Here is a 13,571-nt window from a genome sequence, read left to right as displayed (position 1 = left end):
TTAATAATACCTTAAGGGGGATAAAAATGGTTAAGAAAAAGAAATGGCTTGGGATTGCTTTAACAGCTGCACTTGCACTTGGATCTTTAGCAGGATGTGCAGGCAGTAAAGACACAGATAAATCAGATGGTGGAAATGGCGAAAAGATTACGTATTGGGCCCCGTTCTCTGGTGCGGATGGTCCACGTATGAAGACGATTGTTGAAAACTATAATAACTCACAGTCTAAGTATCAAGTAGATTTTCAAATTGTCCCACAGTCTGACTATTATAAAACCGTTGACCTTGCCTTTTCCGGTCAGAAAAATGCTCCAGATGTATTAATCATGCATACGGATCAGCTGAAAAACTATGCAGATAAGAATTTATTAAAAGATTTAACGGATACAGTTGAAAAAGCTGGTGTTAAAGCGGAAGATTACGCTGAAACCGCTTGGAAGGCTGGAGATATTGGCGGTAAGCACTATACGATTCCTTTAGATATTCATCCATTAGTAATGTACTATAATAAAGATTTATTTAAAGCAGCCGGACTAGACCCAGAAAAGGCACCAACAAATCGTGAAGAATTCGTCGCAGCTGCCAAAAAGCTAACGGATTCTAGTAAGAATCAATATGGTTTTGTTATCCCAACACTTTGGCCAAACCAATTCATCTTCCCAACTCTATTATTCCAAAATGGCGGAGAATTAATGAAGGATGGTAAGCCAAACTACAATAGCCCTGAAGCAGTTGAAGCACTAACGTTCTATCGTGATTTGATTCAAAAAGAAAAGGTTTCACCTGAAAATGTTCAACAGGATGGAGAAGTAACATTATTCCTGCAAGGTAAAAACGCGATGCACCTAAATGGTCCGTGGATGATGGAGCAGTGGGATAAGGCTGGAATTAACTATGGTGTTGCTCCAGTACCGCAATTAGGCACGAAACAGCAAGCAGTTTATGCGAATGGACATAATTTCGTCGTTCCAGCTACTGTAAAAGATACAAAAAAACTAGATGGTATTACTGATTTCTTGAAGTATGTTGCCGGAAATACAATGGAGTGGGCTAAATCAGGACAAGCACCAGCTTCAAAAGCAATTTATGAACAGAGTGAAGAGTTTAAAAAGATGAAGCAACAGCCAATCGTAGCTTCAGAATTTCAATATGCAAAGTTTGCTCCTGTCGTTGCCAACTGGGGACAATTATCAGACCCACTATGGGCAGAAGTCAATCTTGCGCTTCTAGGCAAGAAGGACCCGCAAAAAGCATTAGACGATGCGACTAAGAAAGCAGAACAAGTGTTGAATAAGTAATCATTCATAGGAGGCGGACGGTAGGAGTTATAACTGTTCGTCTCTTGTTTTTCTACTAGCAGGATTCCGAAAGGAGGAAGGTAAATGAGAAATACAAGTTGGAAATCACAATTGACTTCAAGTCTGTTTGTTCTTCCTTACTTATTGTTATTTGTTGTTTTTCTTTTAATTCCAATTGTTTATGGGGCATGGATAAGCTTGCACAACTGGGATTTATTAAACCCTGTCCATGAATTTGTAGGATTGAAGAATTATACAAAAATCTTTAACACTGATTCTTATCTTAATGAATTATTTTTCGAGGGTCTGAAAAACACCTTCCAATTCGTTGTTTATAGTGTGCCTTTATTGGTTGTTGTAGGCTTGGGTTTAGCGTTATTAGTCGGTGCACTACCTGGTAAATTGAAGGGGTTCTTTCGCACAGTTTACTTTATCCCGTATTCTGTTTCGGTTTCGGTTGTAGCAATTATTTGGTTATGGATTCTTGATACAAACAGCGGGTTGATTAATCAATATTTACAAAAGCTGAATCTGCCATTGATTCCATGGTTAACAGATATGCCATGGGCTTGGATTTCGCTCGCGATTGCAACGCTATGGTGGACGATTGGTTTCAATATGGTTATTTTTATCAATGCATTGAATGACGTTTCTGAAGAACTCTATGAAGCGGGTTCTCTTGATGGCGCCAACCGGTGGCAGCGATTTATCCACATCACGTTACCTAGTATTAAACCGACAATGTTATTTGTCGTCATTACATCAACAATTGCCTCTTTTAATATATACGGCCAGCCTTATTTAATGACACGGGGCGGTCCAGGGACTTCAACAAAGGTTCTGTTAATGAATATTGTCGATGAAGCCTTTAAGCAGCGGCAATTAGGAAATGCAGCCGCGATGTCCTTATTAATGGCTTTAATTATGATCATTATCTCAATCTTGCAATTCCGAATTACCAATCGAAAGGAGTAGATCAGCGTGCAGAAAAAACCCTTTAAAATTCTCATTATAATCCTTGCGATTATTGTTGGTTTAATTTTTATCGTACCAATTTTATGGATGCTGGCTACCTCCTTTAAAACAGATCAGGAAGCATTCACTGCCGGGCTAAAGTGGATTCCGAAGGTATTTACCCTTGAAAATTACCAGTACAGCTTAGCAGGAAATACAGATACACCTGTCTTACACTGGATGGGCAACTCCCTTTTTGTTGGGATTATTGGAACGCTTATTGTTCTTGTTGTAGACACACTTGCTGCCTATGGTTTGGCACGTTTGGATGTTCCGTTTAAAAAAATCCTGATTAGCATCTTTATTGGATCGATGACGATTCCTTGGGTTATTACGTTTTTACCGCTATATATGGAGTTTAATAAATTCGGTTTATTAGATACGTATGCTGTATTGATTCTCCCGTATTCTGCCAATGCCTTTGGTGTCTTTCTTCTATATCAATACTTTCGCAGCTTTCCAAAAGAACTTGAGGAAGCAGCATTCCTTGATGGTGCCAATAAATGGCAGGTTTTTGTAAAAATCGTTCTGCCATCTGCACGCCCCGTCATTTGGACATTAGCAATCTTTACATTTATGGGAATCTATAATGACTTCTTATGGCCGCTTGTTACTACGAATTCTCCAGAAATGAGAACTATTACAACGGGTATTGCCATCATGCAACAAGGAAGTTTTGTTTCATCACCAGGCAGGTTAATGGCACTAACATCAATTGCAACGATACCAGCCGTATTATTGTTTATCATTGGTCAACGCTCCTTCATTAAAGGCGTAAATCAATCGGGAATAAAATAGAATTATTTTATCAGGAAGGATGGAGAACATCATGGCAGTAGCCCGTAATGAATATCCAAGACCGCAATTGGTCAGAAAAGAATGGGTAAATTTAAATGGCGAATGGGATTTCGCATTTGATGATAATAATGTTGGACTACAAGAAAAATGGTTTCAAGACCCAAATTCATTTGATCGCAAAATCAATGTACCCTTTGCCTATCAAACAAAGTTAAGTGGAATACATGATCCCTCGTTTCATGATCATGTATGGTATTCACGCGAATTTACGGTACCCCAAGATTGGTCTAATCAGCGGGTGGTCCTTCATTTTGGGGCAGTGGATTACCGTGCCTGGGTCTATATCAATGGCCAGTATGTTAGCTACCACGAGGGGGGGAACGTGTCCTTTTCGATTGATATTACCGACCACTTAACATGGGGTAACGAGAAGGTTGTTGTAAGAGTAGAAGATCCCTCCACAGATGAGACGATTCCAAGAGGAAAACAATTCTGGAATGAACAATCAGACTCTATCTGGTACACAAGAACAACGGGAATTTGGCAAACTGTATGGCTTGAGCCGGTTAGTCCTACCCAACTTTCTAAACTAAGATTAACACCAGATATTGACCGTGGAGACATTATTGTAGAATTCGAAATTGCTGGAAGCTTTATTAATACAACAGCAGAAATCGAGATTTGTTTCCAAGGGGAAAAGGTAGCAAAGGATACAGTGGAGATATTTGAACCATATAATAAGCGTTCAATAAATTTATATAATCGGCAAATCTTCCGAACTTCTTTTCACCATATAGGCTGGAATTGGTCACCGGAAACCCCCAATTTATTTGATATCAAGTTCACGTTAAAAGATGAAACAAATCAGGTGGTTTTAGACGAGGTAGAATCCTACTTCGGTATGAGGAAGGTCCATATTGAAAATGGAATGGTTTATTTAAATAATAAGCCTTATTATCAAAAACTAGTTCTTGATCAAGGTTATTGGCCTGATGGGTTATTAACTGCTCCGACAGATGAAGATTTGAAGAAGGATATTGAATTAGCTTTAGAGATGGGTTTTAATGGCTGCAGAAAGCATCAAAAAGTTGAGGACCCTCGTTTCCTTTATTGGGCGGATAAATTGGGGTTCTTGGTCTGGGGAGAATGTGCAGCCTTTCCATCCTATAGTGAGGATGCAGCTTCTCGTTTAACAAAAGAATGGATTGAAATTATTGAGCGGGATTATAATCATCCATCGATCGTTGCTTGGGTTCCAGTCAACGAAAGCTGGGGAGTCCCTTTCATTAAAGCGAATAAACAGCAGCAGCACCATTCTTTAGCGATGTATCATTTGATACATTCTCTTGACACAAGCCGGTTAGTGATATCAAATGATGGCTGGGAACTGACAGAAACAGATATCTGTGCGATTCACAATTATAATCATGGATCTAGCGGTGAAAAGGCAAAATATGAAGATTTTAAAGAATCCCTGATCACAAAAGAAAACCTCTTAAGCTCAAAACCTGCCGGCCGTGGTATTTATGCAGATGGATTTGAACATAAAGGGGAACCCATCTTGTTAACCGAATTTGGTGGAATTGGCTTCAAAGTCGGTGAAGATAACGGCTGGGGCTATACCTCTGTGAAGGATGAGCACGAGTTTATTGCAGATTATCGTCGAGTAATGGAAGCAATCTATGCCTCTAAAGGCTTACACGGTTATTGCTATACTCAATTAACAGATGTCGAGCAAGAAATTAACGGCTTATTATCCTATAACAGGGAACCAAAATGTGAGTTGTCAAAAATAAAGGAAATCAATGATATGTGGCATTCAAATATTGTAAAAAGCTAAGCACTAATTAAATCCTTTCTTCCAAGAGCGTATCAACTAATAATTCTTTAGTGAACAGCATTCTTTTGAGAAAGGATATTTTTATTAGCAATATTCTTTTAATAAAGGAGCCAATTCTAATGAAGGTATTTCAGGAGAAATTCGCCGAACAGAACGGACAGGCAGTAACTGCTTTTACGATTGTAAATGACCATGGGATGGAAGTAACCGCCATCGATTATGGATGCACGATTACAAAGATTCTTGCTCCTGATCGGAACGGAAAATTAGAAAATGTGGTGCTGGGCTTTGATACACTTGAAGAATATCAACAGTACTCACCCTATTTTGGGGCTGTAGTGGGTCGTCATGCCGGCCGAATCGCTAACGCAGAGTTTACTTTAGATGGAACCAAATATCAACTAGCAAAGAACGATAGCGGCAATCACCTTCATGGGGGAATAAAAGGCTTCGATAAAGTGATTTGGGAAACAGAGATTATTGAAGAAAAAGATTCGATTACCTTGGTATTCACTTATTTAAGTAAGGATGGGGAAGAAGGGTACCCTGGAAACTTGAAGATGAAAATACATTATACATTAACTAATCATAATGAACTTCAATTCTCCTATGAGGGTGTTTCTGACCAAAAAACCGTAGTTAATGTCACTAATCATTCTTATTTTAATTTAAGTGGCAATCTTAAAAATGATATTCTTAATCATCAGTTAGTTCTCAACAGTAATCGATTCCTAGAGTTAAATGAGGAGTTGATACCGACAGGGGTGTATCTCGCTGTTGAAAATAGCTCTTTTGACTTTCGGTTGGGACGGAAAATTATCGAGGGAACGGCAACAAATGACCCACAGAATAAACTCGCTGGCAATGGATATGACCATCCTTTTCTATTAGCAGAAAATCAGAATAAAGAAATCCAACTGTATGATGAGGAAAGCGGAAGAGGGTTAATCATCGAGACGAATCAGCCGTCAGTGGTCTTGTATACCGGTAATCAGCTCACAGATGATTTTTCGATTCAGGGGATTCCTGCAAGAAAGTACCTTGGTTTATGTTTAGAAACACAGGGGCTTCCAGATTCTTTAAATCATCCACATTTCCCATCCGCTATTTTAGAAAAGGATGAGGTCTACTATTCAGTAACTAAATATACTTTTACCAATTAAATAAAATAGAGTTGAATCATTTGCTGATTCAACTCTGTTTTTATAGGCTTAACCTTCCGTTTTAAATAGTTTTTTTAATACTAATGTCACAGCTCCTAATACCATACCGGTTTTCCCTAATTCGGAACAAACCACTTTAATTTCTTCATGAGAGCTTTTAAAGGTATATTTCTCAATCCTCTGTTTAAGCTGGGACAAAACAATATCTCCTAATTCAAAGATGCTCCCTTCAACAATCAATTTCGAGGGCTTAAGAATATTAATCATATTTGCTGCCGCTAATCCAAGGGATTGACCAGCTTCTTCTAATAGTGATTTAGCAAAGGGGTCCCCCTCCTTTGCGGCTTTAAAAATCATCTTTAAGGAGAGTTCGTTGCCGCTTTCCTTCAGCCATTCGTTGAGGATTGTTTTGTTTTGATGTTTAAGTTCTTTTGCTTTTTTTAGGATGGCAGTTTCTGATGCATATGCCTCTAAACAGCCATTATTACCGCACAGACATAATGGACCTTTCACATCTAATATGGTATGTCCAATCTCTCCGGCAGTATAGAAAGTGCTTTTATAAATCTCGTCATTAATAAAGATTCCAGATCCAATTCCACGGCCCACACTAAGACAGATAAAATCTGAGACACCTTGTCCTTGCCCGAACCAACTTTCTGCAATAGCTAATGCTCGAACATCATTTTCGACGATAACAGGTATATTAAACTCATTTTCTAAACTTTCTTTTAAAGGGATGTTATCGAGCTGCAGGTGTGGAGACAATATTGCCAAGCCTTTTTCAGTATCCACAAGCCCATGCATGGCAATGCCAATTCCAAGGATTAAATCTCTTTCTATTTGTTTCACCTGTAGGACGCTATGGATCATCTCTGTCATCAAGTTCAAAAATTCGGATTTAGTAGGTAGTTTGGTAATATCCTTGCTGGAATCGGTTACAATTTTTCCGTCCATAGTGGTTAAAATAACTCGTAAAACCTCTGCTGCAGCATAGACACCAACTATATAATAGGCAGAGTAATTAATCCGGAGCAGAATGGGCTTTCTACCGCCTGATGATGCGCTCGTGGATTGTTCCTCGGCAATAAGATTTTTATCGATTAATTCACTAACCAAAGAACTGATGGTTGGTGGAGTTAACTTGGTTAATTTAGCAATTTCCGCTCTTGAAATCGGTTCTTTTAATCGAATCATATTTAAAACAGTTGATTGATTAAGTGACTTCATTTTTTCGAAACTGCCCGTTTTAGGGTCGAAATTCAAAGGATATCCCGCCTTTTGATTTTGCTTAGTAATAGGGATTAATTATCTAATGCTTTTTTAAATTACTATTAATCTTATCACAAATATTGCCGGGTTTGAATGTTTAGCAATGAACTGTAAATTAAGAAGTGGAAATATATATACCAATTAATTGGGTGTTTTTTAGTAAAATTTTAAGTAAAAATATTGTGTTATTTTACTAATAAGAGTAAAATTTAAAGTAGTTAAACTCTAAAATACACAACTTATGGAGGAACTTACAATGAACGTGACTACACTTAATAAGATATTTTTAGATATGTTTGGAGTTTTACCAAGGCAAGCTTTTTTTGCTCCTGGAAGGATTAATTTAATTGGCGAGCATACGGATTACAATGGCGGCCATGTTTTCCCATGTGCAATTACTTATGGTACCTATGCTGTTGCAAGGAAACGGGACGACAAAGTCTTTCGCCTGTACTCAACCAACTTCCCTGACAAAGGAATCATTGAATTTAACTTAAACGAGCTAGACTATCGAAAAGAAGATAATTGGGCCAACTATCCAAAAGGGATGATTCGTTACATTCTTGAGGCGGGATATGAAATTCCCTCTGGATTCGATTGCGCTATTCAAGGGAATATTCCGAATGGGGCAGGACTTTCTTCGTCTGCTTCGATTGAGCTATTAACAGGCGTGCTTATGAATGGCCTATTTCACTTAAATATTCCTCGACTTGATCTGATTAAAATTGGCAAGCGTGTAGAAAATGAATTCATTGGAGTAAACAGCGGAATCATGGACCAATTTGCGATTGGTATGGGGAAAGCAGATGCAGGAATTTTACTTGATTGCCAAACATTAAAATATGAGTATGCACCCATTAAGCTTGAAGATTACAAAATCCTGATTATGAATACCAACAAGCGTAGGGAATTAGCTGATTCGAAATATAATGAAAGAAGAGGCGAATGCGAAGAGGCGCTCATGCAGCTCCAAAAAAAGCTTCCAATTGTAGCTCTAGGCCAATTATCTGAAGCGGAGTTTGATGAAAATCAACACCTGATCATGAATGAAACAGTTCGCAAACGGGCTAAGCATGCTGTTTATGAAAACGTGAGAACCATCAAGGCGCTTGAAGAACTGAAGTTAGGGAATCTAGAGACATTTGGTCAACTGATGAATCAGTCGCATGTATCCTTGCGGGATGATTATGAAGTAACTGGGATTGAGCTTGACAGTTTAGTAGAATCAGCATGGAAACAGAATGGAGTTCTTGGAGCGCGAATGACAGGTGCCGGGTTCGGCGGCTGTGCGATAGCCATCGTTGCAAATGACGAGGTGGACAACTTTATAGCTAATGTTGGTGCTGATTATGAAGAGAAAATCGGTTATAAAGCTGAATTCTATGTAGCAAGCATTGGTGATGGGGCAAAAGAAATTCAAATGGAGGAATCGATCTAAATGAGTGTTCTTGTCTTAGGTGGTGCGGGCTATGTCGGCTCACACGCTGTTTATCAGTTAATTGATCAGGGGTTTTCAGTGGTTGTGATTGATAATTTGCAAACAGGCCATGCGGATGCGGTTCATCCTAGCGCTCATTTTTACCAAGGGGATATCCGTAGCAGGGAGTTTATGCGCTCTGTTTTTGAAAAAGAAAAGATCGAAGCCATTTTACACTTTGCAGCTAATTCCCTTGTCGGAGAATCCATGGTGGAGCCATTAAAATACTTTGATAACAATGTATATGGAACACAAATTGTCCTTGAAATGATGAAGGAGTTTGCCGTGAAGCATATTGTTTTCTCCTCTACGGCAGCCGTTTATGGAGAACAAAAAGTGGTGCCAATTACGGAAGAGGCAGCAACGATTCCAACGAATACCTATGGTGAAACGAAATTAGCGATGGAGAAAATGATGGCTTGGTGTGAAAAGGCTTTTGATCTCAATTTTGTATCACTCCGCTATTTTAATGTGGCGTCTGCAAGAAGTGATGGTCAAATTGGTGAAGACCATAATCCTGAAACACACCTAATCCCAGTTATCCTCGAAGCGGCATTAGGCAAAAGACCGGCCGTAACGATCTTCGGTGAAGATTATGATACAGCCGATGGTACTTGTATACGAGATTATATTCATGTGGAGGATTTAATTGATGCCCACATACTAGCGCTTCGCTATCTGCAAAATGGCGGGCAGAGTAATATTTTCAATCTCGGCTCGAGTCAAGGGTTCTCAGTAAAAGAAATGGTTGAGACTGCTAAAGAAGTGACGGGAATTGATATCCCAGTGAAAATTGGTGAACGTCGTTCTGGAGACCCAAGTACCTTAATTGCTTCTTCCGAAAAAGCCAAAAAGGTATTAGGGTGGAATCCTACTAGAACCTCTATTCACCAAATTATTAGCAATGCATGGAATTGGCATCAGCATCACCCTAATGGATATCAAAAATAGAGGGGATCACAATGATTTATCAACTCATACAACAATTAATCGACCAAGCTCTTTCCACTCACTTGATTGAGCGGGAAGATGAAATCTATGCGCGCAATCAAGTGCTTTCCTTACTCCATCTGTCTGAATTTAAGCAGGTGGAGGAGGTTGGCCAAAGTCACGATGAAATTCCAGATTTACTTGATTTAATTGTCGACTATGCTTGCAGTCAGGGGATCATTGAAGAATTATTTGATGAGAAAGAGATTTTTTCAAGTAAAATCATGGACTGCTTTGTTGCAAGGCCCTCGACGGTTAATCAGCTTTTTTATGAAAAATATAAGCAAGCTCCAAAAGAAGCGACTAAATATTTTTATGAATTAAGTAAAAATAGCAACTACATTCAGATGAAGCGGATTCGTAATAATATTGAGTACAAGACAGCCACAGCATATGGTGAGCTTGATATTACCATTAATCTATCGAAACCTGAAAAGGATCCGAGAAGTATCGCGCTTGAGCGCTCGGTGCAAAAAACGGATTATCCGAAATGTTTGCTTTGTGTTGAAAATGAAGGGTATGCAGGAAGGATTGGTCATCCTGCACGCTCCAATCACCGGATGATTCGGGTTAATCTATTAGATCAGCCATGGTATCTACAGTATTCACCTTATGTGTACTACAATGAGCATTGTATTGTGCTATCAGAAAAACATACGGATATGGTCGTAAGTTCCAAGTCGTTTTTAAGACTGCTAAGTTTTGTTGAGAAATTTCCCCATTATTTTGTGGGCTCGAATGCGGACCTGCCAATTGTGGGCGGTTCAATTTTAACCCATGATCATTATCAGGGCGGGAATTACGAATTTGCGATGGCAAAAGCAGAAGATGATTGGACGTTTAAGCTGGAAGGGTTCCCGGATGTAGATTGTTCGGTCGTAAAGTGGCCAATGTCCGTCATCCGGCTCCGCTCGAATCAAATGAGCGCACTTGTGGAAGCGGGGGCCCATATATTTGAGCAATGGAAAAATTACAGTGATGAGTCGCTTGGGATTTTGGCAAGAACGGGAGAAACACCACATAATACAGTTACGCCAATTGCACGTAAAAATGGTGATGGATTTGAACTGGACTTGGTTCTCCGCAACAACCGGACAAGTGAGGAACACCCGCTTGGAATTTTCCATCCGCATGCTGATGTTCATCATATTAAGAAGGAAAATATCGGCCTGATTGAAGTCATGGGGCTGGCTGTTTTACCTGCACGGTTAAAGGATGAACTTATAGAAGTGGAGAATTATATCCTTGGCAAAGCAGCGGATGTGGCTGATTATCATTTAGACTGGGCAAAATCATTAAAAACACGCTACCAAACGGTTGCGACTGAAGCCAATGTGGTAGATTTGGTTAGAGAAGAAGTAGGAAAGAAGTTTTCAAGAGTCTTGGAAGATGCCGGTGTGTTTAAACGGGATGAAGCTGGGGTAGAAGGATTCCAGCGTTTTATTAATAATTTATAATGAATTAAATGGGCTATAGATCTTTTAGGCTGCGAAGAAATGACCTGCAATTAGCTACTTTCTGGGAATTATGGAGTGATAAGGATGAAAATATTAGAAAGAATTTTCGGCAATTACGAGGGAGAGTCCGTTATAGAATACACCTTAGTTAATGATTATGGCATGGAAATCTCTTGTCTGAATTATGGGTGTGTCATTACGAAAATTATCGTTCCTGACCGCCTGGGGAAATTTGAAAATGTTGTCCTTGGATTTGAAAATTTCGAAGATTACACAGAATTGTCACCATATTTTGGAGCCGTTTGTGGACGTGTCGCTGGAAGAATCAAAGGTGCCAGCTTTGAGTTGGATGGTAGGGAATACCGGCTTGCGGACAATAATTATCCGAATCATCTTCACGGTGGCAAGAAGGGCTTCAACTCTGTGATGTGGACCACCGAAATCATTGAGGAAGATAATGCTGTCGGGTTGAAGTTTTTCTACCATAGCTCAGACGGAGAAGAAGGCTATCCTGGGAATCTTGACACCACAGTTACCTACTTTCTAAACAATAAAAATGAACTCGATATTTCTTATGAAAGTAAAACAGATCAGAAAACGTTAGTTAACCTAACGAATCACTCGTATTTTAACTTAAGTGGTAATTTGAAAAGAGATGTTTCTGAACATATTCTTAAATTAGAAAGTGACCATTTTTTAGAGTTAAATGAGGAACTTATCCCTACAGGTAAGCTAATGGATTCTCGGAATACCCCTTTTGATTTTAACCATGGCAAGAGACTGCTTTCTGGAATCAATTCGTCCTTTCCACAAAATGTGCTCGTTGGTAAGGGTTACGACCACCCGCTTGTTTTTTCACAAGAGGGAGAAAACACAGTAATCCTAAGTGATGAAGAGAGCGGTCGTTCGCTCCTTATTACGACAGATCAGCCTTGCGTTGTCCTTTATACAGGAAATTTTATCGAAGGTCCTTATTCGATTGCAGGTGTCAGGGCAGAGAATTATTTAGGTGTTGCCCTTGAAACGCAAGGATTTCCTGATGCAATCCACCAGCCAGAGTTTCCTTCTGTCATTTTGAATCCAGAAGAAGTCTACCAATCCAGAACCGTGTACCGTTTTTTTGCTAATACAGTAGGAGATTGATATTTAATGGCTACAATCAAAGATATTGCACAAATCGCAGGTGTATCGATTGCAACTGTATCACGTGTGTTAAATTATGATACCACTCTTTCTGTCAGCGATGACACCAAGAAAAGAATTTTCGAAGTAGCGGAGGAACTATCATATAAAAAGAAACCTGCACGCAAGCAGGAGGCAGGTAAGATTGCCCTTTTGCAATGGTACACCGAAAAAGAAGAACTGGAAGATTTATATTACATGTCGATTCGTCTCGGCGTTGAAAACCAATGCCGGCAGCATGGAATTCAGGTAGATAAGTATTTTCAAGACAACTATGAGAATTTAAAGGAAGACGATATTCAAGGGCTAATTGCGATAGGGAAATTTAGCAGAAAACAAGTGAGCGAGCTGCTTAAGATCACCAAAAATATTGTCTTTGTGGACACCTCACCAGATGAAGAGCGGTTTGATTCTATTGTCATAGATTTTGAACGGGCCACTAAAAAAGTCCTTGATTATTTCATTCAAAAGGGACATGAGAAAATTGGCTATATCGGCGGCAGAGAAGTATTTAAAGATAATACTTCCATCATAGAAGATCCGAGGGAATTGACGTTTAAGCGCTATTTAACAGAGAATGGACTGCCCCATGAAGCATTTATGTATGTGGGTTCCTTCTCAGCTGAGGATGGTCATACGTTGATGAAAAAGGCCATTCATCAACATGGGGACCTGCTGCCGACGGCCTTTTTTGCGGGTAACGACTCACTCGCTGTTGGAGCATTGAGAGCGCTTTTGGAGGAAGGAATTTCTGTTCCAGAACGGGTGAACATCATTGGCATCAATGATATCAGCATCTCCAAATATGTCTTTCCAGCCTTAAGCACTGTTAAAGTATACACCGAAACCATGGGTGAAACCGCCGTGGATACCCTGCTGGAAAGAATCGCAGGCCGCAAAACAGCTAAGAAAATATTCATCGCCACCGAACTAATTATTAGAAAAAGCAGCTTCTAAAAGAAACCACCAAAAGAAACCACCAAAAATTTGGTGGGTTTCTTTTTTTGTCCATGTCAGGTGGACAAAATGAGATAGTGTCTTTTTATGGTACCTGACACTGTTACCATTAACCATTGTCGA

Annotated in this window: 11 protein-coding genes; 10 read left to right on the top strand and 1 reads right to left on the bottom strand. The window is 39.4% G+C overall.

Annotation, left to right across the window (positions count from 1 at the left end):
- The first annotated feature begins 26 nt into the window (after positions 1-26).
- The 5 genes from V7121_RS08520 to V7121_RS08500 all read left to right on the top strand — a co-directional run bounded on the left by V7121_RS08520 (position 27) and on the right by V7121_RS08500 (position 6,113).
- The gene (locus V7121_RS08520) at positions 27-1,298 is read left to right on the top strand and encodes an ABC transporter substrate-binding protein (RefSeq protein ID WP_335494722.1); all 1,272 of its coding nucleotides are present in this window, start codon (positions 27-29) and stop codon (positions 1,296-1,298) included.
- Positions 1,299-1,382: 84 nt separating this feature from the next.
- Positions 1,383-2,273 carry a carbohydrate ABC transporter permease gene (locus tag V7121_RS08515; RefSeq protein ID WP_335494724.1) on the top strand — a complete coding sequence of 297 codons (891 nt, stop codon included), beginning with the start codon at positions 1,383-1,385 and terminating at the stop codon, positions 2,271-2,273.
- Between the two features lie 6 nt (positions 2,274-2,279).
- Positions 2,280-3,110, top strand: coding sequence for a carbohydrate ABC transporter permease (locus tag V7121_RS08510; RefSeq protein ID WP_335494725.1), 831 nt, complete (start codon positions 2,280-2,282; stop codon positions 3,108-3,110).
- A gap of 31 nt (positions 3,111-3,141) precedes the next feature.
- Positions 3,142-4,950 carry a glycoside hydrolase family 2 protein gene (locus V7121_RS08505; protein ID WP_335494727.1) on the top strand — a complete coding sequence of 603 codons (1,809 nt, stop codon included), beginning with the start codon at positions 3,142-3,144 and terminating at the stop codon, positions 4,948-4,950.
- A 119-nt stretch (positions 4,951-5,069) separates the two neighbouring features.
- Positions 5,070-6,113 (top strand): aldose epimerase family protein, encoded by a 1,044-nt coding sequence (locus tag V7121_RS08500; protein ID WP_335494730.1) that lies wholly within the window; start codon positions 5,070-5,072, stop codon positions 6,111-6,113.
- Positions 6,114-6,161: 48 nt separating this feature from the next.
- Here the strand turns inward: V7121_RS08500 and V7121_RS08495 are convergent, their stop codons facing one another.
- Positions 6,162-7,379, bottom strand: a complete 1,218-nt coding sequence (locus tag V7121_RS08495; protein WP_335546362.1) for an ROK family transcriptional regulator — start codon at positions 7,377-7,379, stop codon at positions 6,162-6,164.
- A 262-nt stretch (positions 7,380-7,641) separates the two neighbouring features.
- Here V7121_RS08495 and V7121_RS08490 point away from each other — a divergent pair, with 262 nt between their 5' ends.
- From V7121_RS08490 to V7121_RS08470, 5 genes are all read left to right on the top strand, one after another.
- Positions 7,642-8,823: a galactokinase gene (locus V7121_RS08490; RefSeq protein WP_335494736.1), complete on the top strand. Its 1,182-nt coding sequence runs from the start codon at positions 7,642-7,644 to the stop codon at positions 8,821-8,823.
- Positions 8,824-9,813 carry a UDP-glucose 4-epimerase GalE gene (gene galE / locus V7121_RS08485; protein WP_335494737.1) on the top strand — a complete coding sequence of 330 codons (990 nt, stop codon included), beginning with the start codon at positions 8,824-8,826 and terminating at the stop codon, positions 9,811-9,813.
- 11 nt (positions 9,814-9,824) lie between these two features.
- Positions 9,825-11,309 (top strand): UDP-glucose--hexose-1-phosphate uridylyltransferase, encoded by a 1,485-nt coding sequence (gene galT / locus V7121_RS08480; RefSeq protein WP_335494739.1) that lies wholly within the window; start codon positions 9,825-9,827, stop codon positions 11,307-11,309.
- An 84-nt stretch (positions 11,310-11,393) separates the two neighbouring features.
- The gene (locus tag V7121_RS08475) at positions 11,394-12,452 is read left to right on the top strand and encodes an aldose epimerase family protein (protein ID WP_335494741.1); all 1,059 of its coding nucleotides are present in this window, start codon (positions 11,394-11,396) and stop codon (positions 12,450-12,452) included.
- A 6-nt stretch (positions 12,453-12,458) separates the two neighbouring features.
- Complete coding sequence (locus tag V7121_RS08470) at positions 12,459-13,448, top strand: LacI family DNA-binding transcriptional regulator (protein WP_335494744.1); 990 nt, start codon at positions 12,459-12,461, stop codon at positions 13,446-13,448.
- The last annotated feature ends 123 nt before the right edge of the window (positions 13,449-13,571 follow it).

Source organism: Neobacillus drentensis, from assembly GCF_036962125.1.
Taxonomy (GTDB): Bacteria; Bacillota; Bacilli; order Bacillales; family Cytobacillaceae; genus Neobacillus; species Neobacillus drentensis_B.
The sequence above is the reverse complement of the archived record's forward strand: the minus strand, read 5'-3'. Positions and strand labels throughout refer to the sequence as shown.

What these genes read in the sequence shown, in the direction of transcription:
- V7121_RS08475 (WP_335494741.1), top strand. Translation starts at nt 11,394, where the DNA reads ATGAAAATATTAGAAAGAATTTTCGGCAATTACGAGGGAGAGTCCGTT.
- V7121_RS08500 (WP_335494730.1), top strand. Translation starts at nt 5,070, where the DNA reads ATGAAGGTATTTCAGGAGAAATTCGCCGAACAGAACGGACAGGCAGTA.
- galE (WP_335494737.1), top strand. Translation starts at nt 8,824, where the DNA reads ATGAGTGTTCTTGTCTTAGGTGGTGCGGGCTATGTCGGCTCACACGCT.
- V7121_RS08515 (WP_335494724.1), top strand. Translation starts at nt 1,383, where the DNA reads ATGAGAAATACAAGTTGGAAATCACAATTGACTTCAAGTCTGTTTGTT.
- V7121_RS08470 (WP_335494744.1), top strand. Translation starts at nt 12,459, where the DNA reads ATGGCTACAATCAAAGATATTGCACAAATCGCAGGTGTATCGATTGCA.
- galT (WP_335494739.1), top strand. Translation starts at nt 9,825, where the DNA reads ATGATTTATCAACTCATACAACAATTAATCGACCAAGCTCTTTCCACT.
- V7121_RS08520 (WP_335494722.1), top strand. Translation starts at nt 27, where the DNA reads ATGGTTAAGAAAAAGAAATGGCTTGGGATTGCTTTAACAGCTGCACTT.
- V7121_RS08490 (WP_335494736.1), top strand. Translation starts at nt 7,642, where the DNA reads ATGAACGTGACTACACTTAATAAGATATTTTTAGATATGTTTGGAGTT.
- V7121_RS08505 (WP_335494727.1), top strand. Translation starts at nt 3,142, where the DNA reads ATGGCAGTAGCCCGTAATGAATATCCAAGACCGCAATTGGTCAGAAAA.